The organism is Bradyrhizobium lablabi, from assembly GCF_900141755.1.
Classification (GTDB): Bacteria; Pseudomonadota; Alphaproteobacteria; order Rhizobiales; family Xanthobacteraceae; genus Bradyrhizobium; species Bradyrhizobium lablabi_A.
This window is the reverse complement of the sequence record NZ_LT670844.1, coordinates 6,249,706-6,269,939: the sequence shown is the minus strand read 5'-3', so window position 1 is coordinate 6,269,939 and position 20,234 is coordinate 6,249,706. Positions and strand designations below refer to the sequence as shown.

General features: G+C 60.6%; 22 protein-coding genes and 1 pseudogene. 9 read left to right on the top strand and 14 right to left on the bottom strand.

What is annotated here, in order from left to right; all coding sequences use genetic code 11:
• Positions 1–49: 49 nt before the first annotated feature.
• Genes B5526_RS28995 through B5526_RS28970 form a run of 6 tightly spaced genes read left to right on the top strand, consistent with a single transcriptional unit; the run spans position 50 to position 5,369 of the window.
• Positions 50–916: a branched-chain amino acid ABC transporter permease gene (locus B5526_RS28995; RefSeq protein ID WP_079543196.1), complete on the top strand. Its 867-nt coding sequence runs from the start codon at positions 50–52 to the stop codon at positions 914–916.
• Positions 913–1,848, top strand: a complete 936-nt coding sequence (locus B5526_RS28990; RefSeq protein ID WP_079543195.1) for a branched-chain amino acid ABC transporter permease — start codon at positions 913–915, stop codon at positions 1,846–1,848. Before B5526_RS28995 ends, B5526_RS28990 begins: the two co-directional genes overlap by 4 nt.
• A complete protein-coding gene (locus B5526_RS28985; RefSeq protein WP_079543194.1) occupies positions 1,845–2,600 on the top strand; it encodes an ABC transporter ATP-binding protein in 756 nt (251 codons plus the stop codon). Before B5526_RS28990 ends, B5526_RS28985 begins: the two co-directional genes overlap by 4 nt.
• Entirely contained in the window at positions 2,590–3,315 is a 726-nt protein-coding gene (locus B5526_RS28980; RefSeq protein ID WP_079543193.1) for an ABC transporter ATP-binding protein, read from the top strand. The genes B5526_RS28985 and B5526_RS28980 overlap by 11 nt, the downstream gene beginning before the upstream one ends.
• 32 nt (positions 3,316–3,347) lie before the next feature.
• Entirely contained in the window at positions 3,348–4,238 is an 891-nt protein-coding gene (locus B5526_RS28975; protein WP_079543192.1) for an NAD(P)-dependent oxidoreductase, read from the top strand.
• A gap of 57 nt (positions 4,239–4,295) precedes the next feature.
• Positions 4,296–5,369 carry an amidohydrolase family protein gene (locus B5526_RS28970; RefSeq protein WP_079543191.1) on the top strand — a complete coding sequence of 358 codons (1,074 nt, stop codon included), beginning with the start codon at positions 4,296–4,298 and terminating at the stop codon, positions 5,367–5,369.
• Positions 5,370–5,375: 6 nt separating this feature from the next.
• On the opposite strand, the gene maiA is transcribed toward B5526_RS28970, so the two are convergent.
• The 8 genes and pseudogenes from maiA to leuC all read right to left on the bottom strand — a co-directional run bounded on the left by maiA (position 5,376) and on the right by leuC (position 12,786).
• Entirely contained in the window at positions 5,376–6,032 is a 657-nt protein-coding gene (gene maiA / locus B5526_RS28965; protein ID WP_079543190.1) for a maleylacetoacetate isomerase, read from the bottom strand.
• A gap of 41 nt (positions 6,033–6,073) precedes the next feature.
• Positions 6,074–6,814: an enoyl-CoA hydratase/isomerase family protein gene (locus tag B5526_RS28960; protein WP_079543189.1), complete on the bottom strand. Its 741-nt coding sequence runs from the start codon at positions 6,812–6,814 to the stop codon at positions 6,074–6,076.
• Between the two features lie 21 nt (positions 6,815–6,835).
• Positions 6,836–7,708, bottom strand: a complete 873-nt coding sequence (locus B5526_RS28955; RefSeq protein ID WP_079543188.1) for an ABC transporter permease — start codon at positions 7,706–7,708, stop codon at positions 6,836–6,838.
• Positions 7,705–8,523, bottom strand: coding sequence for an ABC transporter ATP-binding protein (locus tag B5526_RS28950; protein ID WP_079543187.1), 819 nt, complete (start codon positions 8,521–8,523; stop codon positions 7,705–7,707). Before B5526_RS28950 ends, B5526_RS28955 begins: the two co-directional genes overlap by 4 nt.
• A gap of 26 nt (positions 8,524–8,549) precedes the next feature.
• Positions 8,550–9,599, bottom strand: coding sequence for an ABC transporter substrate-binding protein (locus B5526_RS28945; RefSeq protein WP_079543186.1), 1,050 nt, complete (start codon positions 9,597–9,599; stop codon positions 8,550–8,552).
• Positions 9,599–10,743, bottom strand: a pseudogene (leuB, locus tag B5526_RS28940) (3-isopropylmalate dehydrogenase). The gene B5526_RS28945 and the pseudogene leuB overlap by 1 nt, the downstream one beginning before the upstream one ends.
• The gene (leuD, locus tag B5526_RS28935; RefSeq protein WP_079543185.1) at positions 10,740–11,375 is read right to left on the bottom strand and encodes a 3-isopropylmalate dehydratase small subunit; all 636 of its coding nucleotides are present in this window, start codon (positions 11,373–11,375) and stop codon (positions 10,740–10,742) included. Before leuD ends, leuB begins: the two are co-directional and overlap by 4 nt.
• 1 nt (position 11,376) lies before the next feature.
• On the bottom strand, positions 11,377–12,786 hold the full coding sequence (gene leuC, locus B5526_RS28930; protein WP_244562088.1) for a 3-isopropylmalate dehydratase large subunit: 1,410 nt from the start codon (positions 12,784–12,786) through the stop codon (positions 11,377–11,379).
• A gap of 221 nt (positions 12,787–13,007) precedes the next feature.
• Between leuC and B5526_RS28925 the strand changes: the two genes are divergently transcribed.
• Positions 13,008–14,645, top strand: coding sequence for an alkaline phosphatase family protein (locus B5526_RS28925; RefSeq protein ID WP_079543183.1), 1,638 nt, complete (start codon positions 13,008–13,010; stop codon positions 14,643–14,645).
• On the opposite strand, the gene B5526_RS28920 is transcribed toward B5526_RS28925, so the two are convergent.
• Positions 14,635–15,681, bottom strand: coding sequence for a Bug family tripartite tricarboxylate transporter substrate binding protein (locus B5526_RS28920; protein WP_244562087.1), 1,047 nt, complete (start codon positions 15,679–15,681; stop codon positions 14,635–14,637). The genes B5526_RS28925 and B5526_RS28920 overlap by 11 nt on opposite strands.
• Before the next feature lie 102 nt (positions 15,682–15,783).
• On the opposite strand from B5526_RS28920, the gene B5526_RS28915 reads away from it, so the two are divergent.
• Positions 15,784–16,263: a DUF805 domain-containing protein gene (locus B5526_RS28915; protein WP_244562086.1), complete on the top strand. Its 480-nt coding sequence runs from the start codon at positions 15,784–15,786 to the stop codon at positions 16,261–16,263.
• A gap of 176 nt (positions 16,264–16,439) precedes the next feature.
• Here B5526_RS28915 and B5526_RS28910 read toward each other — a convergent pair whose 3' ends face one another.
• Together B5526_RS28910 and B5526_RS28905 are read right to left on the bottom strand one after the other, a co-directional pair.
• Positions 16,440–17,711, bottom strand: coding sequence for a CaiB/BaiF CoA transferase family protein (locus tag B5526_RS28910; protein WP_079543180.1), 1,272 nt, complete (start codon positions 17,709–17,711; stop codon positions 16,440–16,442).
• Between the two features lie 127 nt (positions 17,712–17,838).
• Entirely contained in the window at positions 17,839–18,267 is a 429-nt protein-coding gene (locus B5526_RS28905) for a GNAT family N-acetyltransferase (protein ID WP_079545542.1), read from the bottom strand.
• 80 nt (positions 18,268–18,347) lie between these two features.
• Here B5526_RS28905 and B5526_RS38025 point away from each other — a divergent pair, with 80 nt between their 5' ends.
• Entirely contained in the window at positions 18,348–18,509 is a 162-nt protein-coding gene (locus tag B5526_RS38025) for a hypothetical protein (protein ID WP_154071510.1), read from the top strand.
• 168 nt (positions 18,510–18,677) lie between these two features.
• Here the strand turns inward: B5526_RS38025 and B5526_RS39185 are convergent, their stop codons facing one another.
• The 3 genes from B5526_RS39185 to B5526_RS28890 all read right to left on the bottom strand — a co-directional run bounded on the left by B5526_RS39185 (position 18,678) and on the right by B5526_RS28890 (position 20,171).
• Positions 18,678–19,043, bottom strand: a complete 366-nt coding sequence (locus tag B5526_RS39185; protein ID WP_079543179.1) for a hypothetical protein — start codon at positions 19,041–19,043, stop codon at positions 18,678–18,680.
• Complete coding sequence (locus B5526_RS28895) at positions 19,036–19,218, bottom strand: hypothetical protein (RefSeq protein WP_079543178.1); 183 nt, start codon at positions 19,216–19,218, stop codon at positions 19,036–19,038. The genes B5526_RS39185 and B5526_RS28895 overlap by 8 nt, the downstream gene beginning before the upstream one ends.
• 602 nt (positions 19,219–19,820) lie before the next feature.
• Positions 19,821–20,171: a hypothetical protein gene (locus tag B5526_RS28890; protein ID WP_079543177.1), complete on the bottom strand. Its 351-nt coding sequence runs from the start codon at positions 20,169–20,171 to the stop codon at positions 19,821–19,823.
• Between the last annotated feature and the right edge of the window lie 63 nt (positions 20,172–20,234).

The following is a 20,234-nucleotide window of genomic DNA, read 5'->3' as shown; positions in this document are numbered from 1 at the left end:
TCCCGTTGCGGGGAAGCGTCGTGCAACTTTCCGAACAGATCGGCCAACGATGCAGTTTTGGATCATCCAGGGTCTCAACAGCCTGTCGCTCGGCGGTCTGTTGTTTCTGCTCTCGTCGGGCTTTTCACTGATCTTCGGCCTGATGAGGCTCGCCAATCTGACGCACGGCGCCTTCTTCATGCTTGGGACCTATTTCGGGGCGATCGCGCTGCGTTCCTGGGACGGCCTCAACATCTGGGTGACCGCGCTCGGCGCCGGAATTGCGGTCGCGGCGATCGGCGGTCTATTCGAGCGGCTGGTGCTGACCCGACTGAAGGCCAATCCGCTCGGTCAGGTGCTGGTTACGCTCGGCATGTCCTTCATCATCTCCGATGCGTGCCTGATGTTGTGGGGCGGCGACTCGATTCCTGTCCCGACACCGCAAAACCTGCAGTCGCCGACGCGGGTGTTCGGTCTGGTTTTTCCGACCTATCGGCTGGTTCTGGTGGGAATAGCCATCGGTGCTGCGATCGTGCTGTATTTCCTGCTGGAGCGGACACGGCTTGGCGCCATGATCCGCGCCGGCGTCGACGACCGGCAGATGGCGCGCGCGGTAGGCATCCCCGTCTCGAATTTGTTTACGATCGTGTTTTGCCTGGGCGCGGGAATAGCCGGCGCCGGCGGCGTGCTGGGGGGACCCGTTCTCTCCGCCTATCCCGGGCTTGATGCCGACATGCTGCCGCTGGCGCTGATCGTGGTCATTCTGGGAGGCATCGGGAGCCTGCTCGGCGCGTTCATCGGCAGCTTCATCATCGGCTTCATCTATACGTTCGGAACTGCGCTGTTTCCGGAGCTGGCCTACATCATCCTTTTCCTGCCGATGATCTTCGTCATCGCATTTCGGCCTCAGGGCTTGTTTGGGCGCGTCGGCGCATGAAGTGGATCGGCGTGCTCCTGATTGCCGGATCGTTTCTTCTCCCGCCCTTCTTTGCGGGCGATTTTTACATCAACCTCGCCAGCCAAATCTTGATCGCCTCGATTTTCGCCCTCAGCCTCAACCTGCTGGTCGGTTTCGGCGGAATGACGTCGCTCGGACACGCCTCCTATCTCGGGGTTGCAGCCTATATTTCAGCGCTGCTGACAAGCCGATACGGTTTCAGTCATGGCGCGGCTGCGATCATCTCGATCACCGGCACTACCGCGATGGCGGCCTGCTTCGGCGTCATCGCACTCCGCGCCACGGGCCTGGGCTTTCTCATGATCACGCTGGCTCTGTCGCAGGTGTTGTGGGGGCTCGCCTATCGCATGTCCAATGTGACCAATGGCGACAATGGGATAGCCGGCCTGACCCGGCCAATGCCGTTCGGCATTTCGATCGACAGCGCCGTATCGTTCTATTGGTTCGCGCTGGTTGTGGCGACGTTTGCCTTCCTGATGATGACGATCTTCGTATCCTCGGCATTCGGATCGTCATTGAAAGGCGTCCGCGACCAGTCGCGCCGGATGGCCGCGCTGGGCTTCAATCCCTGGATGATCCGATGGATCACTTTCACCTATGCCGGCTTCTGGGGTGGCGTCTCCGGATTGCTCTACGTCTATTATCATAAATACATCCACCCGACGTCGATCTCCACCACGAGCTCGGCTGAAGCCTTGCTCGGCGTCATTGCCGGCGGCTCGGGAACGCTTGGCGGTCCGGTCGTCGGTGCCGCACTGGTTCTGTTATTGAAGAATTATGCATCGGCCTATATCGAACGATGGAATATGCTGCTCGGCCTGGTGTTCGTGTTCATCGTTCTGGTTATGCCGACCGGAATCGTTCCGGGCATAACCAAGTTGTCGAGCGCATTGCGCAGGGGATCGCGATGACCCCGCAGACGTCCGAGCATGCGCTTGAGGTCATCGACTTGAAAAAGGCGTTCGGTGGCCTGGTGGTAACGCAGAGCGTATCGCTGGCGATACGACACGGTGAACGTCGCCTTATTATTGGTCCGAATGGCGCCGGCAAGACCACACTGTTCAATCAGATCAGCGGCGACATGCGGCCGAATTCGGGGCAGATCAAGCTGTTCGGCACCGACGTGACGCAATTGGCACCCTACAAACGCGCGCATTTCGGACTGTCGCGAACCTACCAGATCATTACGCTGTTTTCAGGCGATACGCTCGAGCACAACGTCACCCTTGGCCTGCTCGGTCTGCGGCCATCGCGCTGGCAGATGTGGCGGCCAATGTCATTCTATGGCGATCTCGCCACCGAGGCCCGCCGTACCCTCGATGCGGTCGGGCTTTTGCATCTGGCTGAACATCCGGTATCCGACATCGCCTATGGTGAGAAACGCCGGGTTGAACTCGCAATGGCCCTTGCGCAAAAGCCGCGCCTGCTGTTGCTGGACGAACCTTTGGCCGGCCTGTCAAACACGGAGCGGGCCCAGGTGAAGGCGCTGATCGCGTCAATCCCGCGGGAAACCACCGTGATCATGATCGAACATGACATGGATACCGCGCTCGACCTTGCCGAAACCGTAACGCTGCTCAATTATGGTCGCGTGATTGTGGATGGCGATCGGGATACTGTGATCGCGGACGAACGAACGCGTGAGGTGTATCTTGGCGCCTGATGCACTTAGCCTGGCAAACGTGCATGCATTTTATGGCGATAGTCATATTTTGCATGGCGTGAGCTTTTCGTTGCAGGCGGGCGCCGTGCTGGCGCTACTGGGACGCAATGGCGCGGGAAAGACCACCTGCATCTCGACCATCATCGGTTTCCTGAAACCGCAGGACGGCGAAATCCGGCTATTTGGAGAACAAATCGCGGGCCTGACCCCCGAACGCATCTCGCACCTCGGCATCGGCCTGGTACCGCAAGGACGACGCATCTTTCCGTCCCTCACGGTTAGGGAAAATTTGATGGTCGCGCGACAACGCGAGAACACGACCGGCAAGCCATGGAACATCGAACGAATCTTCGACATGTTTCCGCGACTGCGCGAGCGCCAAGCGCAGATTGCCGGTACGCTGTCTGGCGGCGAGCTGCAGATGCTCGCGATCGGGCGTGCGCTGATGGGCAATCCGCGGGTCCTTCTGCTCGACGAGCCGTCGGAAGGTTTGGCGCCCCTGATCGTGACGGAGGTAGGCCGCACCATCCGCCGCCTGAAGCAGGAAGGTCAATCCATCGTTCTGGTCGAACAGAATCTCCAGCTGGCCCTCGATGTTGCCGATCACGCCGTGATCCTCAACACCGGACGCACTGTGTTCGCCGGTAGCGCCGGCGACATTCTGAACAACGAAGAATTGATCGCCCAGAATCTCGGCGTCTTTCATGCTCACTAGACCAACCATCCACTCCATCGATTGAGGCAACAATGAAAATCGGCATATGCGGAACGGGACGAATGGGATCGGCGATCGCGCAGCGATTGATGTCGGTCGGGCACGAAGTCGGCGTCTGGAATCGCAATTTGGCAAAGACAAAACCTCTGACCGATACCGGTGCCGTGCTGTTCGCTTCCCCTGCGGAGCTCGTGGAGGGCTGCGAAGTGACCATCGTGATGTTGTTGAATGACGCCGCAACCGAAGCCATTTATCGCGGGCCAAACGGCATCCTGAAATCCAAGCTTGCCAGCAAGCTCGTGATCGATATGAGCACGATAAGCCCGGACACGATGAAATCGAACGGCGCCTCGGTGTTGCGGCAGGGCGCCGCCTTTGTCGAAGCTCCGGTAGGCGGAAGTACCGGTCCGGCAAAAGAGGGAAAATTGCTCGGCCTTGTCGGCGGCGCCAAGGCGGATGTCGGCAGAGCGATGCCGATCCTTGAACAATTGTGCCGACGCACCGAGCATGTCGGCGAGCTCGGCGCGGGTTCGATGATGAAACTTGCGGTCAATCTGCCGCTCTTGGTGTACTGGCAGGCGCTGGGCGAAGCCTTGGCGATCTGCAAGCCGCTCAATCTTCCAGCCGGACGGCTGATCGACATTCTGTCCGACACCTCGGGTGCGCCGACCGCCATGAAAGGCCGCGGCCCGGCGATCGCCAAGGTGTTGGGCGGAGCGCCGCTGGGCGAAACCGCGTTCGGTCTCAACGCGGCGAAAAAGGATCTGGCCACCGCGGTTCAATTCGGCGCGTCCATTCATGCCGAACTTCCGGTCACCGCGAGCGCGCTCGCCTGCTATGAGGACGCCGAAGCCGCCGGCCTCGCCGACGCCGACGCAACCGCGGTTTCGACCCGATGGCTCCAACGCAAAAGCAAATCGTGATCACCTCTGCTCGTCTTCACGTCCGGAACAATCAACGCCAACGTAGGGTTAGTTCAAATGATCGATCGCAAGAATCGCTACGGCCGCACCGCCGCACGTATCCACGACGCCGACGGCCTCGCCCGGCGACCGTCTTCCGCCACGATCGACATTCACGCTCATATCGTGGTTCCCCAGGCCGCCAAGCTGGCGCAACCCCATATCGATATCAGCCGGATCCCTCTGGCGCATTTTGCGGACGCCGCAACGAGGGAAATCAATGCGCAGCAGGAGAAGGATGTCAGCGAGGTGATGACCACCATCGACCGCCGGCTGTTTGATCTCGACAAGATGGGCATCGACATCCAGGTCGTCGCGCCGGCGCCGGGTCAGTGTTACTATTCCATCGATCCGAAAATAGCGGAATCCGCCCATCGCCTCGCCAACGATGGCGTGGTGGAATATTGCTCGCGCAAACCCGATCGCTTCGTCGGACTTGGCGTCGTCACCTTGCAGGAACCGGAGATTGCCGTCCGCGAACTCGACTACATCATGAAGGACCTGAAATTGAAGGGCGTCGAGATCCTGACCAATGTCAACGGCCAGGAATTGTCCGATCCGAAATTCCGCCCGTTCTTTGCGAGGGCCGAACAGCTCGGAGCGTTCATCATGATGCATCCGAACGGGTTCACCCATGGTGAACGCCTGACCCATTTCTACTTCAACAATGTGCTCGGCAATCCCCTCGACACCACGCTTGCGCTTCACAACCTGATCTTTTCGGGGACGCTGGCGCGCTTTCCCGACCTGAAGCTGATGGCCGTGCACGGCGGGGGCTATCTGCCCGGCTATTCAGGGCGGATCGATCACGCCTGGGGCGCGCGGCAGGATTGCCACGGCGAGTTGCCGCTGCCGCCGACGACCTATCTGCGGCAGGTCTATCTCGACACGGTGGTGTTCAGTTATCACCAGCTCGCCTATCTGATTGACGTCTTCGGCCCCGATCGTATCGTAATGGGCACCGATTACCCGTTCGACATGGCCGAATATAATCCAATCGGACATGTCGCGGGGGTGCAGGGCATGGACGAGGCGACGCTCGCCCAGATTGCCGGCGGAAATGCTGCGAGGGCGCTCGGCCTTGATGTCTAGCGTCAATCAGTGCGCGCTCGCCGTCTTGAAGCCCGGCTGTTCGAACGGATGAGACGTGGCAAAAGCCGGGATCTCAAAACAGCGCCCGGCAAGACGGGCAACCGTCGGAAACGTGTTCAGTTCAAGTTTGAGATATTGCGCGGTCACGACCTGGCCGGCGATGCAGATATCCGCGAGACCGGGCTCCTCGCCCAAGGCAAATGGAGCGGGCAGTCGGCGTGCGAGCAGCCGCTCATAAGTCGCGAGGCCCTCAGTGGTCCAATGCTTGCCCCATTCCTCGATGGCCTTGACATCGGCGCCGAAGGTCTTGGCGAGATGGTTGCGGATGCGAGGCGTGACCAGAGGATGAGCATCGGCGATCGTCATCAGCGCAAGCGAGCGCGCATAGGCCCGCTCTTTGACGTCCTCAGGTAACAGCCGCGGCTCGGGCTGGATATCGTCAAGATATTCCATGATCGCCATCGACTGGAATATGGAATGGCCATCGTGAATGAATGTCGGCACCACGCGTTCGGCGTTGACGGCTTCATAGCCCGGCTCGAATTGTTCGCCGGAGAGGATGTCGACCGGAGTTTCCTCAAATGGCAAGCCTTTGAGCCGCAGCGCAACCCGCACACGAAACGATGCAATCGACCGCCAAAATCCATAGATTTTTATGCCCATCGGAAGACCCTCTGTTCGCGTTCCATATCCAATCTCGGACCTTACCCGAAGGAACCCAGGAAAGGATCGGTTGCTGCGACGGCAAGGGCCTGCACCTCGGCGGCAAGACTTCCACGCACCTGCTTCTTCACCACCGCAAACGCGGGCTGGGAGGCAAGCTCCCGCGCGGCGGCGACCGCCTTCTCGACGATGTGTTCCTTGCTCGCCAACGCGTCGACCAACCCATGCTGGGCCAGATCTTGCGGGCTCACGACGCGGCTCGACAGCGTCATCTGCCTCAGCAAGCCCATCGAAATTTCATGTTTCATGATTGCCACCGGTCCAGCCGGAAACGGCACTCCCGCGCGCGCTTCGGTCAGTCCAAGGCGCAGCGCACCATCGTCCGCAACCAGTCGATAATCACAACACAACATCAAGACAAAGCCGCCTCCCAGCGCATGGCCGTTAACCGCGGCAACCAGCGGACAAGACAAAGAGAGGATCGCCGCCGTCATGCGGGTGATCGCAAGGACCATGCGATGACGCTCCTCTCGGCCATATGAGACGAAGGCCTTGGTGTCGACGCCGCCACTAAAGGCGCTACCGGCACCGGTTAGAACGACCCCGGTTGGCGGTACAGCCTTGGCCAGACGCTCGAACGTCGATTCCAGTTGCTCAATCATGGGGAGGTCGAGGGCATTTACCGGCGGGCGCGCCAGGCTGATAACAACCACATCAGACTGCTCCTCAACTAGAATCATGCCGTTGACCTCGTCTCTGACGTCTGGCGAAACCGCGGGCATCCCGCTCGCCGGGGGGCTCCGTTACTCCACCATATTATGCTGCTGCCAGCGCAGTAGATAGGCCTGCAAACGCCAGATCACGGCCGAGAGCGCGACCCCCACCAGCATCAACACGATCACCGCGACCATCATTCCCGATGCTTCTGCCCGTGCCTCCGATTCGATGATCAGACGGCCGATGCCCCGCTCCGCGCCGATGAATTCGCCGACGATGACGCCGATCAGTGCAAAGGAGATCGCCGGCGAGAGCGAGGCGAAGACCCAGGCCATGGTCGAGGGGATCACGACCGTGCGCGTGATCTGCCATTCGCTGGCGCCCAGCAGCCGCGCGACATTGATAAAACCTTCGTCGATCGAGCGCGCCCCCTCGAACGTGTTGAAGAATACCAGGAACACGACCACGATCCACGATGTGACGACCTTCGACATGTCCCCGATCCCGAACGCCAGCACGATGATCGGTGCCAGCGCTATACGGGGAATGGAATTCACCGCGGTGATGAAGGGTTGAAAAATCGAGCTGAGGCGGTTGGAACGGCCCAGGAACAAACCGGCAACGAAGCCGCTCGAGACACCGGTCGCGAAACCGAAGAAGGTGTTTTTCAGCGTGACGGCGGTCGCAATCCACAAATTGTTCTCGTTGCGCGCCATGCACTTGGCAAAGTCGCCGTTGAACCAGCCGTTGAACACGCCCAACTTGGTCTTGAGGCAGCTCAGGATCAGGAAATGCTCGAATATCTCGGAGGGTTTTGAAACGAAATAGGGATCGAGCAAGTCGGGCACCAGCCACGGAATGCTGGCGTGCAGATCATATCCCCATTGCCAGATCGAAAGCACAGCGACACAGATCAACGCCTGCCAAACCAATGTGCTAACCGGCCGACGCGTCCTCATGGGCTGCGGCCCTTGACGAATTCTTCACCGAGCGAGTGCCAGATATGCTGGAACAGCTCAGCATAGCGCGGCGTCTCGCGCACCTTCACCGCATCGCGCGGCCGCGCAAAGTCAACCTCGAACATATCCTTGATCCGGCCGGGGCGCGCGGAAAAAAGAATGATCCGGTCGGCCAGCGTCAGGGCCTCGCCGAGGTCATGTGTGACGAACAAAACCGTTTGTTGCTCGCGTTCCCAAATCCGCAGCAGGACGTCATGCATATCGATCTTGGTGTGGGTATCGAGCGCGCCGAACGGCTCGTCCATCAGCAAGATCTGCGGTTCGACGACGAGCGTCCGCATTAGCGCCGCGCGCTGACGCATTCCGCCCGACAGCGCCGATGGGTAAGCCTGTTCGAATCCCTGAAGACCCGCCTGCACCATGCACGCCGCAATGCGCTGCTTGCGTTCCGCATCGGGAACACGGGCCAGTTGCAGGCCGTATCCGATGTTGTCGGCCACCGTACGCCACGGAAAAAGAGTGTCGCGCTGGAAGACGTAGCCGACGTCAGGCGTTGCCCTACCGGCGACCACCGGCCGACCGTCGATCAGTATTTGGCCGCCTGTAGGCTTAATCAATGTCGCAATCATGTTAAGGATCGTGCTTTTGCCGGAGCCCGAGGGACCCAACAAAGCGACGAATTCGCCGCGCCTGACGCTGAAGGAGACGTCGTTCACCGCCTCGATGGCCGTGCCCGCGAGCTGGAACGATTTGCTCAGTCGCCTTACATCGATCCGCTGCACATCGGGTGGTCGCGGCAACGGCGTCGCGGACATGCCTTGCCCCTTCAGACCCTGGACCCTCAAGTCGGATAGGCTTTTCGGGCCGCTTCGATAAAGGCGGGGCTGATCACTTCGGCAATCGTGAGCGGTTTGATACCAGTCATTTCCCGAAACCACACTTTTTCGCCCCGTGCCCAACCTGCCGCATCGACGCTCGCTTCATAGTCGACGACCTTTTGCAGTGCCGTGATCTCGAGGATGTTGGCGGCACGTGACGTGCTGCCGACATAGGGCTCTATCGTACCGTATATTTCTTCAGGCGAATGCATCTTGATCCACCGGGTAGCCCGCCACAGAGCGTTGACGAATGCCTGCATCTTCGGCGGGTCCTTGTCGATCGTCGCCTGCAGCGTGAAATGGGCCGTCACCGGGACCTTGCCGCCGATATATTTGTTCCAGATCGCTTCGTCCGTGCCATCGAACAGCAGGGCTCCCCAACCCTGCTCAACCGAATCATTCAGCAACGAGAGTGAGCTCACGAGCACATCGACCTGTCTGGTCTTCAGCGAACCCAACATGGTATCGACATTGCCGGTACCGATCCAAGTCACCTTATCGTCGAGACCCATGGTCTCCATATAGTAGGAAGCCCAGACATGATTGGTGCCGCCTAGCGACGACACCGAGACGATCGGCTTGCGTCCGTCCGGCCTTTTCCAGGCCGCTAGCGCCTCAAGCGACGTGATGCCCTGGTCTTTGAGATCTTTGCGGATGATGAAAATCACCGAACTGCTGCGGGTATCGACCGGCATCAGCACGCGCCCGGCACGGCCATGATTGCTGAGTTGCATCGGGTGAGTGATGTCGCCGATGCCAATGTCACCTTGCGAGGAGGCGATGATCTCGCGCGTCTTGACGCCGCTGCCACCTTGAATGAGTCTGCAGTCGAGACCGGCGTCCTTGAAGTAGCCAATTCGGTCAGCGACGAACTGTGTCTGATAAACGGGCACCGCGACCGGGTAGATCACGCGACCGGTCTTATCTTCGGCCCATGCCCGGCCGGACATGACAGAAGCTCCGCTGCAAGCGATGATTGTCAGCGCCGAGCGTCTCGTGACGTGTTTTGCCATCACGCGTGCTCCTTCTCCTTGCTTGCAACCTGTTCCAGGGCGTTTAGCACCGCATCGCCCATTTGCTCGGTCGAAAGCTTTGTTGCGCCCGGTTCGGCGATATCGGCGGTGCGCGCGCCCGCCGTCAACGCAACATCGACGGCTCTTTCAAGCAGGACCGCATCGTCTGGCCGGTTCAGCGTCAGGCGCAACATCATGGCGACGCTGAGAATCGAGCCGAGTGGATTGGCGATGCCTTTGCCCGCGATGTCGGGCGCGCTACCATGGACCGGCTCGTAAAGCGCCTTACGGCGGCCGAAGCGATCGACCGGCCCCAGCGAGGCCGACGGCAACATGCCGAGCGAACCCGAGGCCATCGCCGCGCAGTCGGAGAGGATATCGCCGAAGATATTGCCGGTTACCATCACATCGAACTGCGACGGTTCTCGGACGATCTGCATGGCCGCGTTGTCGACATAGAGATGGCTGAGTTCGACATCGGAAAACTCGGTGGCATGCAACGCAATGACCTCCTCGCGCCATAGCACGCTGGTCTCCAGCACATTTGCCTTGTCCACCGAGCAGACCTTCCCCTTTCGCGCTCGTGCCAGTTCGAAGGCAGACCGCGCCACGCGGCGGACTTGGTTGGTGGTGTATTGCTCGGTGTTGAAACCGCGGCGCTGCCCGTCGCCAAGCGTTTCGATGCCGTGCCGCGCGGTTCGCCGAAATAGATGCCGCTGGTGAGCTCGCGGATTATGACAAAATCGACATCCTTAAGGACTCGGGACTTGAGCGGGGCCGACTCCGCTAACGCCGGATTGGCAACGATGGGCCTGAGGTTGGCATAGAGGTCGTATTTGCTGCGCATCGACAGCAGGCTTCCGGCCTTGCGCGCCGCGGCCGGAACCTCCTTCGTTTCGGGGCCGCCGGTCGCGCCCCAAAGGATCGCATCGGCTTCGTCCATTGCTTCGACGGTGTCCTGCGGCAATACCTTGCCGGTTGCGAGATAGGGAATGAGGCCATATTGCGCCTCACGCAGGATCATCGGAACGCCGCGCTTTGCGGCAAACCAATTGAGGACTCGATGCGACTGCGCCGTCACTTCCGGCCCGATTCCCTCGCCGCCGACCACCGCCACCTTGATCATGTTGGACAGATTGTTCATGCCGATTTCCTTGCGAAATGGATCCACGGGCGCTCCGCGCGGTCGGCTGCCTGAAAGGCGCGGATTTCCTCGTCACGCTGCAATGTCAGGGCAACTTCGTCGAGACCTTCGAGCAGCCCCGCGCGCCGGCGCGGATCGATCTCGAAGCGGTGCCGCCGACCCGTTGGCGAAGTTATCGTCTGCTCCTCGAGATCGACACCGATACGTCCCGCACCCTGGGTGTGCTCAACCTCCGCAGCAAGGCCGTCGACAATCTCCTTGTCGACGACGATCGGAAGGATGCCGTTCTGAAAGCAGTTGGCGAAGAAAATATCGCCGAAGCCTGAGCCGATGATGGCGCGGATACCTAATTCCTGCAGCGACCACACCGCCCCTTCACGGGAGGAGCCGCAACCGAAATTGGGACCGGTAATGAGGATTTCCGCCTGCCGGTAAGGCTCGCGGTTCAAAATGAACTCGGGGTTTTCCGAGCCATCAGGCAGGTAGCGCAGCGAACCGAATGCCCATTTGCCGAGGGTGCCGCGAACGGAATTTCCGACCAGGCGCTCGATGCGAATGACGACATCGGTATCGATATTGCTCCGCATGATCGGCGCGGCAATTGCCGTCAGTTTGGCGAAGGGTTTCGGCATGCTAGCGCTCCATGGTCCGCACGTCGGCAATGGCGCCCGATATCGCCGCTGCCGCTGCCGTGGCGGGGCTCGCCAAATGGGTGCGCGCGCGGGGCCCCTGGCGGCCGATGAAATTGCGATTGGAGGTCGAAACCGAGCGCCGGCCGGGGGCCACGGTTTCGCCGTTGGCCGCCAAGCACATCGAGCACCCGGGCTCGCGCCATTCGAAACCTGCGTCGGTGAAGAGCCTGTCGAGCCCTTCGGCAACCGCCTCCCGCTTGACTGTCTCCGAGCCCGGCACGACCCAGGCGCGCACGCCGGGCGCAACCTTGCGGCCCCGCGCGACCGCAGCCGCAGCCCGCAGATCGCTCAAGCGGCTGTTGGTGCATGATCCGATGAAGACCCAATCGACGGGCGTGCCCGCAATCGGCGCTCCACCGATTAGGCCCATATAGTCCAGCGCGGTCTCGATCGCGGCGCGGCGCGCCGGATCAGCGATGTCCTTGGGATCGGGGACACGACCGTCGACGCCGATGACATGTTCGGGGCTGATACCCCAGGTCACCTGCGGAATGATCTTCTCGACATCGATGACGACTTCCCGGTCGAACACCGCGTCGGGATCACTCGGAAGCTCACGCCACGCCGCAACTGCCCGCTCCCACATTTCGCCTTGGGGCGCGTAGGCGCGACCACGAATATAATCATACGTCTCGTCATCCGGCGCGATCAGGCCCATCTTGGCACCGAGCTCGATTGAAAGATTGCAGATGGTAAGCCGCCCTTCGACCGGCATATCGCGGACCGCGCTGCCGGCATATTCGACGGCATAGCCGGTACCTCCGGCGGCGCCGATTTGCCCGATCAGCGCCAGGATGAGGTCCTTGGCGGTCACGCCCAACGACAACCGGCCCTCGAACTTGACGCGCATGGTTTTCGGCCGGCGCTGGATGATGGCCTGCGTGGCCAGCACATGCGTCAGCTCGCTCGATCCGATACCGAACGCTAGAGCACCCAGCCCGCCATGCGTGCAGGTATGGCTGTCGCCGCAGACAATCAGGCAACCAGGAAGGCTGAGGCCGAGTTCGGGCCCGATAACATGGACGATGCCTTGACCGGGCTCGTCGATATCGAACATCTCGATACCGCTCGCTGCTGTTTCGACTCGCAGACCCGCCAGCAATTCCTGCCCGACCTTGCTGGTACCGGCCCGCCCGCGCGCCGTGGAGATGGCGTGGTCGGGCGTCGCGAATGTCAGTTCCGGATTGTGCACCGAAAGATTGCGGCTTTTGAGATCGAGCAGGCCGCGCGACCCGCCGAGATCGTGCAGCAAATGACGGTCGACATGGAGCAAATCAGTATCGTCGCTAATTCGCGCGATGACGTGCTGGTCCCAGATCTTGGCCAGCAGCGTACGGCCGGGCTTTTGCAATGGCCTATCCTCCGTTTGGCTTCTCAGGCCGGCGGCGTTAACCGCTACCCGTGTTTTGCACGGCTTATATTCAGGCCTCTGCCTCCCCGGCATCAAAGCATGGCAAGCTGCCATCCGACCAGAGCCTAGGCTGAATGGCAGCCAAACGGGCCGCCACGACGATTGTCATTTGCGATGCAATATCGCACCATCAAGCGTCCGAAATCGCAAAAGTACGAGACATGTCCCGACCCAAGAATGTTCTCTGGATCATGTGCGACCAGCTTCGCTACGATTATCTGGGTTGTACCGGGCATCCGACCCTGAAGACACCCAATATCGACGCCCTGGCAAAGCGCGGGGTGCGTTTTTCGAACGCCTACGTGCAATCGCCGATCTGCGGCCCCTCGCGCATGTCGTTTTACACCGGCCGCTACATGCGTTCGCACGGCTCGCACTGGAACGGCTGGCCGCTGCGGGTCGGCGAACCGACGCTCGGGGATCATCTCAAGAAAATCGGCGTCCGTAACGTGCTGGTCGGCAAGACCCATATGACGCCAGACCTTGAGGGCTTGAAAATGCTCGGGATCGCGCCGGCCTCGATCATCGGCGTGCATGTGGCGGAATGCGGCTTCGAACCCTATGAGCGCGACGACGGCCTGCATCCGACCGGCAGGCCCCGCCCGAAGTACGACGCTTACTTACGGGAAAACGGATACGACGCCCCGAACCCCTGGGAGCATTGGGCCAATTCCGGCGCTGCGGCCGATGGCACTCTCCAGAACGGCTGGCTGCTGGTCCATTCCGACAAGGCCGCCCGTGTCGCGGAGGAGGACTCCGAAACCCCATACATGACGCGCCGGGCTATGGATTTTATCGCAGGGGCGGAGCAGGACGGGCGCCCGTGGTGCCTGCATCTGTCCTATATCAAGCCGCATTGGCCCTATATCGCGCCCGAGCCGTACGCCAGCATGTATGGCCCCGACGACGTGCTCCCCGCGATCCGGTCGGAGCAGGAAAAGCAGAACGCGCATCCGGTTTTCGCCGCCTATATGGACATGCGTTACTCCAGAAACATGTCGCGTGACGAGGCACGCGAAAAAGTCATTCCGACCTACATGAGCCTCATAAAACAGATCGACGACCAGATGGGCCTGCTGATGCAGTTCCTGGAAGCGCGCGGCCTGATCGAGACCACCATGATCGTCTTCACGTCCGATCACGGTGATTATCTCGGCGATCACTGGATGGGCGAAAAGGATTTGTTCCACGATCAATCCGCCAAGATTCCACTGATCGTGGTCGATCCATCGGCGGCTGCCGATGGCACAAGAGGCAGCGTCTGCGATACCTTGGTCGAAGCCATCGATCTGGCGCCGACGTTTATCGAATATTTCGGCGGCACGCCGCCGGATCACATTCTTGAGGGGCGCTCGCTGATATCACATCTGCGAGGCGAGGCGCCGGCCGGCTGGCGGAAGGTCGTATTCTCCGAATACGATTATTGCATGCAGGATGTTCGCCTAAAGCTAAACCAGCCGATCGAGCAATGCCGGCTGTTTATGGTGTTCGATGGACGCTGGAAATGCATCCACGCCTCCGGCTTCCGACCGATGCTTTACGATCTTGTCGACGACCCGCATGAACTGACCGATCGCGGCGAGGATTCCTCCTGCGCCGACGTCATCGCCCGGCTGCAGTCAGCCCTGTTCGACTGGGCGCTGCATCCGAAGGGACATATCACTACCAGCACCGAGAAGATCGCCGCCTATGCGAACCAGCAGCTCCAGGTTAAAGGCGGAATCCTGATCGGGATCTGGGACGAGACTGAGCTTGCCGCGATCCGGAAGAGGATCGATGCGAAGGAACTCAATACGTGATCTTGTAGCCGGTGGCCTTCACGATCGGCTGCCAGAGCGCGGTATCAGCCGTCAGTTCCTGAGTGAGTCCTTCCGGCGTTGTCCCAACCGGAATCAGCCCGATCGCCGACAGCTTCTCGCGCACTTCCGGCTTGGCGAGCGAGGTGACGACCGCCGCGCTGAGTTGATAAGCAAAATCCTGCGAGCTCCCGGCCGGCAGCCACATGCCGTACCAGCCATCGGCGACCAGATCGACGCCGCTCTCCTTCAGGGTTGGCACATCCGGCAGGAACGGCGACCGTTCGGCGCTGCTCACCGCCAGGATCTTGACGCCGCCGGCACGCTGCTGCGGGATCGCGTCCGCGATGGTGACGATGCCGAACGGCAGGTGGCCGCCGATGAGATCGTTGATGATGGGTGCACTGCCGCGATAAGCTACCCGTGTCATCGGAATACCCAGCACTTGCTCGAGTCTCGAGCCCGTAAAATGCGGAATGGTGCCGTTGCTCGGCACGCCAAATGTCGCCTTGCTCGGATTGGCCTTGAGCCAGGCCACGAATTGCTTGAAGTCCTGCGCGTCTACCCCGGGCCCAATGACCACGCCGAACTCGAAACGCGCCAGCAGCGAGACCGGTACGAAATCCTTACTCAGGTCAAAGCTCGGTTCACTCTCCACGATCGGCAGCAGATACATGGTCGGGCCGGTGGTCACCAGGATGGTGGCCCCGTCGGGACCGGCATTTTTGACCCATTTGATTCCAATCAGGCCGTCTCCGCCGGTACGGTTTTCGACGATAAAAGTACGATTGAGCAACTGACCCGCATGTTGCGCGACTAACCGGCAGAGCGTGTCGCCGCCGCCGCCGGCTGAGAATGGGAAGATCATCTTGGTCAGCGGGCCAGACTCGCCGAACGCGTCTCCTGCTACTGCAGACAATGACAGACCTAGGCATCCGGACACGAAACTTCGGCGATCCACAGCTCCCTCCCAGTCAGATGGTTGGCTTACTACACCAGAGTGAGGCACCAATTGAAACCGTACCGAAGTCGCCGTCATCATTATCCTCGGTTTCGGCGCCTTGGTACACCCAGACTGCTTTGAACCCTTATTTGCTTGACGGCGACAGATTTTCTGTGCCGGGTCAGCCGGTGCGTTGGCATGCTGAGGATACCCATGGAAGGCCTGTTGGAATTGATGTTCGGCGCCAGCGGGCGCATCAACCGAGCCAAATACTGGCGATCGGTTTTCATCTTTGTGGTCGCCGGGTTGATGACCGCCGTGATCCTGTTCACCGCCGCCGGCATCGCCGCGCCGGTCTTCCTCGTCATGGTCGTCGTGGTTCTGATCCCGTGGTTGCTTTGGGGCGCCTCCTTCACAACCAAACGGCTGCACGACCGTGGCAAAAGCGCGTGGTGGCTCATGGTATTTTACCTGATGCCGGCCGCGCTCGGGCGACTCGCGGAGGCTGCATGGTTGGCTGGGATCGCGGGCACAGCGTTGCATTCCATTCTTGCATTGGCGGCTTTTGCGCTCACGGTCTGGGGTTTTGTCGAGATCGGTTGCCTCCGCGGCACCGCCGGCTCAAACACATACGGACCCGATCCGCTATCGCTCGCACAAGCCAAGCGGCGTGGCTGACGGCCTCCCAAAAAACAAAAAAAGCCCGGTGGCCAACAGGCCACCGGGCGGGTGTGCAATCTCAGAATTGATAGATACGCCGATGCCCGTTCAGGAACAGGGCCTAAGCGCGCAGCTCATTACAGGCCATCTCCTAGCTATCTTGGATTGACCTAGCTCAGCTTCGGCGCCCCATCCTAAGCGACGTCAGCTGTGTTGCTCAGGGTCTTACCAAACACGCCCGCCTCAGCAAGCACCACGATACGAGCGTCGTCGTAACCAAGCGTCTTGCGTAGAACTTCCCTGGTGTGCTCGCCCAGCAAGGGCGCGGCCACGGGATCGACGACCGACGTCAGGCCGAGGTGGAGCGGCGTCTCGATGTTCGGGACGAAGCCCGCGGCCGGGTGCGGAATCTGGCTGAGGCGATGGCGCGCGCGCACTTCCGGCGAATTGAAGGCCTCCTCAACGGTACGAAGAAAGCCGACGGGGATGTTAGTTGTCTTCATCTTCACCACCCAGTTTTCGCGAAGGTCGTGCGCAAAAATTCCGGCCAGGATCGCGCGCAGCTTCTCCTTGTTGGCTGTTCTTGACCGTCGGTCGCCAAATTCACCGCTGGCGAGGTCGGGCCGGCCAAGCACTTCGATGACGAGCCGGCGATACAGCCGATCGTTGGCGCAGGCGATATAAAACGGCGCGTCGGAAGCGTGGTAGACGCCTACGGAAGGGGACCCGTTTGGCGAATTGCCCTGACGGCTCGGATTCGCACCGGTCATCAAATAGGCCATGCCGTAAAATTGGGTCATTGCCAGAGCGACATCGAATAGCGCCACCTCAACATGTTGGCCGCGGCCGAGCCGCTCGCGGGCAAACAGTGCCAGCAGAATCGCGTTGCAGGCTGACATACCCGTCATCATGTCTACCGCGGGCGGTCCGGTCCGCACCGGCGGCCCATCCGGAAAGCCGTTGAGCGACATGAACCCGCTCTCGGCCTGGGTGATCGGATCGAAGCCGGGACGGGACGCAAACGGTCCCTGGCGGCCATACGCAGAGATCGAACAATAGACCAGGCGCGGATTGCTCGGCGCGACTGACGCATAGTCGAGGCCATACTTCTTCATCACGCCGGCGGAGAAATTTTCTACCACGACGTCCGCCCGCGCGATCAATTCGCGCGCGACATCACGCGCCTCGGGTTTGGTCAGATCGAGCGCGATACCGCGCTTGTTGCGATTAAGATTGATGAAGGCAGCACTTTCCCCGGCGAGGTCGGCGTGCTCATAGCTCCGCGTATCATCGCCGCCGTCAGGGTTTTCGATCTTGATGACTTCCGCGCCAAAATCACCGAGCGTTTGCGTGCAGGCTGGGCCTGCTACGACCCGGGTGAAGTCCACAACCAGCAGGCCGTCGAGCGCGGTCGGCGCGCCCTTTGTTCGTGGCGCGCGGTCCGGCAATTGCGGTCTGGCGGTCATGGCCCGTTTCTTCCCTTTTTAATCATTCGACGCCAAAGACGGCGCGAACCGACTTTAAGGTGTATTTCCAGAAGGGCAACGTCGGCAATAGCTTGGCAGCATGCGCGAATTGCGGCCTGTGGCTGTCTCAGCTGATTGACTTGCGCCAGTATAGCGTGCTCGGCCAGGCCCAGGGGAACTGCGGTTGGAAAAGCCGATAGCCGGCCCGGATGAAGTTGTTGGCGGAGGCGAGATTGTCGGTCGTGTCCGATACAATGGAGCCCCATCCGTTACGTCGCGCGCGAGATTCCAGCGCCCGCATCAGACGCAATTGAAGGGCATTGCCACAATGTCTGTTTAACACGCCGACACGGCAGAAGTATCCGGCGTTGACCTCGCGCGTCGAGACAACGACACCGGCGAAGCCGACCGGGATAGTGTCGCAAAAAGCGAGCCACCAATGCCCATGGTCGAATTCCGGAATGGGCGCGCCATCGAAGAAGGTCAGGCGGTGAAGGTCGGCAAGCGTATCGGCGATTTCGTCGTCGTGCCCGTCGACCTCGCGAATCCTGTACATCGGCCAGACCTTCAAGGCCTCTCCCATCCGCCGGCGATATCTCTATTGCCGGCTGATCAGGCTTGGTGAATGATATTGGAATGCGAATTCGCGATGCTGTTCCCGAGGATGCCACAGCCGCCTGGGAAGTCGTGCGCCGGTCAATCGCGGAACTGTGCGTCGCCGATCACCACAATGACCCGGCTGGAACGATGGCTGGGCAACAAGACGCCAGAATTATTCAAATCATGGGCATTACCTGAGACACCGCCGTGCTTTCTCGATTTCCCTTTCCGAAAAGCCTTTGGACCGCGCCCAGGATTCGACCGCCGCCTCGCCATATTGGGAGACGGCCTTCCTGACCACCCAACAGGGAACGGCATTAGCGGGATACGAAACCAGCAATGCTGCAACCACGACACAGGCTCGGATCATTTGCCGAGCATGACCTTGATGCCGAGCCACACGGCCCCGACGAACCCGGTGACGATGATTGTGATCACCGCCTTGAACGTATAGCTCTGCGCCTGCTCGACGCTCTTGCGCCAGCGTCTCAAATGCTGAAAGTCAGCCCGCAGCTCGATTCTATGGATCAGTTCGAGAGGGCCATCATCGCCGGTCTCGATTGTCTGAGTGGCTTTGCCCCAGCCGCGGTCCAGGATGGCGTTGGCCGCGGATACTCGCGCCGCCGCCGTCGCATCCTTCGACCGCATGATGCCGACCAAGACGTTGAGCGCGGTCCTGGTATGGCTGCGCGCCAGCGAGCGGATTTCGATGAGCGTTTTGGACTTAGACATCTGTCACTTGCGCTTCGCTCGACTCCGGCCGGACATATTCGCAAGGCGCGGTATCGACATGGTTCATGGTCAGATCGTCGCGCTGTGCCGCCGATCGAAATGCAATGGTCGGAAAATCGGTCTGCCCGCGATTGTGCTTCGGGCTGCGAATGAATTGAATGATTTCTGCGCTCACGAAAATCCCTCCCACACCGCGATGGCGACCAGTCCGACCAATGCGAGCGATATCAAATATGCGGTCATGTTTGCCTCGCTGAAAAAGATACGTCATTGCCGGGCCTGATCCGGCAATCCATCAGAAAAATGCATTTTGCAAAGATTGATGGATGCCAGGATCATCCCCGATCAAGTCGGGGACAGGCGTCCGGGCGTGACGAAAATTGAGTCTGCTCGGTCAGGATCAAATATGCGGCAGATCGCCTTTGCGATCATTTCAGGCGCGAACCCTATCCCTTCCCGCGCGATCGGCATGGCCGATCGCCGCGGCGGGGCCGCCCGCGGACGTGGACCTTGCCACGCCGCGAGCCGGCACGTTCGCGCGTGCCGGCTAATGCTTAGTTGGTTCGGACGGCAACTCGTTTGCGACGCTGAGCAGCGGTGCATGGGAGGATGTGGCGTCAAGCAATGTGGTTGCCGTCCGATTCGAAAAAATCCAATTGAAAAAGCCCGCGGCCGGTTTCCCGGCGCGGGCTCCAAAATTCTTGCGACGATGAAGATATGCGCCTGATTTGCCCGACGTGTCAAATCTCTTGTGACCGCCGATTTACGTCAGCGCGGCTATTCGAGCCCCTGAACCGGCGGCACGGTCGTTGTGCTCGCAACTGCTTCCGGAATTTTTTGCGGCGCCGGCGCGCTCACCTCAGTGGCCGCTTGTTGCCGCGTTGCGGAGCTCGCTTGTGCCGCACGCCGCGCTCGCGATCGCGATGTGGATCGTCCAACTCCCCAGGAATGCGCGATCGCCGGGCCTGCGGTATATCCGATCAGCGCACCCGCCACCGCGCCCACCGGTCCCAGCACGACAGCTCCCGACACCGCCCCCAGGGCAGCATCTCCGCCGCGATTTTGCGCCCTTGCTTCGAACGAAATGAATGATGCTGCGACCAGCGCGGCAACGAGCAGTTTCTTCATCGCGGTTCCCTTGCGTGCGCCCCCAAACCCACGGGACTCCGAAATTGCGGCGGCACGAAGGTA

Bases quoted from the DNA above. Each gene is read 5' to 3' on its own strand.
- B5526_RS28955 (WP_079543188.1), bottom strand. From the start codon at position 7,708: ATGAGGACGCGTCGGCCGGTTAGCACATTGGTTTGGCAGGCGTTGATC.
- B5526_RS28960 (WP_079543189.1), bottom strand. From the start codon at position 6,814: ATGCCCGCGGTTTCGCCAGACGTCAGAGACGAGGTCAACGGCATGATT.
- maiA (WP_079543190.1), bottom strand. From the start codon at position 6,032: ATGGGCATAAAAATCTATGGATTTTGGCGGTCGATTGCATCGTTTCGT.
- B5526_RS28995 (WP_079543196.1), top strand. From the start codon at position 50: ATGCAGTTTTGGATCATCCAGGGTCTCAACAGCCTGTCGCTCGGCGGT.
- leuD (WP_079543185.1), bottom strand. From the start codon at position 11,375: ATGCCGAAACCCTTCGCCAAACTGACGGCAATTGCCGCGCCGATCATG.
- B5526_RS28990 (WP_079543195.1), top strand. From the start codon at position 913: ATGAAGTGGATCGGCGTGCTCCTGATTGCCGGATCGTTTCTTCTCCCG.
- B5526_RS39185 (WP_079543179.1), bottom strand. From the start codon at position 19,043: ATGTCTAAGTCCAAAACGCTCATCGAAATCCGCTCGCTGGCGCGCAGC.
- B5526_RS28945 (WP_079543186.1), bottom strand. From the start codon at position 9,599: ATGGCAAAACACGTCACGAGACGCTCGGCGCTGACAATCATCGCTTGC.
- B5526_RS28975 (WP_079543192.1), top strand. From the start codon at position 3,348: ATGAAAATCGGCATATGCGGAACGGGACGAATGGGATCGGCGATCGCG.
- B5526_RS28950 (WP_079543187.1), bottom strand. From the start codon at position 8,523: ATGTCCGCGACGCCGTTGCCGCGACCACCCGATGTGCAGCGGATCGAT.
- B5526_RS28970 (WP_079543191.1), top strand. From the start codon at position 4,296: ATGATCGATCGCAAGAATCGCTACGGCCGCACCGCCGCACGTATCCAC.
- B5526_RS28905 (WP_079545542.1), bottom strand. From the start codon at position 18,267: ATGTACAGGATTCGCGAGGTCGACGGGCACGACGACGAAATCGCCGAT.
- B5526_RS28915 (WP_244562086.1), top strand. From the start codon at position 15,784: ATGCTGAGGATACCCATGGAAGGCCTGTTGGAATTGATGTTCGGCGCC.
- B5526_RS28890 (WP_079543177.1), bottom strand. From the start codon at position 20,171: ATGAAGAAACTGCTCGTTGCCGCGCTGGTCGCAGCATCATTCATTTCG.
- B5526_RS28910 (WP_079543180.1), bottom strand. From the start codon at position 17,711: ATGACCGCCAGACCGCAATTGCCGGACCGCGCGCCACGAACAAAGGGC.
- B5526_RS28925 (WP_079543183.1), top strand. From the start codon at position 13,008: ATGTCCCGACCCAAGAATGTTCTCTGGATCATGTGCGACCAGCTTCGC.
- B5526_RS38025 (WP_154071510.1), top strand. From the start codon at position 18,348: ATGCGAATTCGCGATGCTGTTCCCGAGGATGCCACAGCCGCCTGGGAA.
- B5526_RS28985 (WP_079543194.1), top strand. From the start codon at position 1,845: ATGACCCCGCAGACGTCCGAGCATGCGCTTGAGGTCATCGACTTGAAA.
- B5526_RS28920 (WP_244562087.1), bottom strand. From the start codon at position 15,681: ATGACGGCGACTTCGGTACGGTTTCAATTGGTGCCTCACTCTGGTGTA.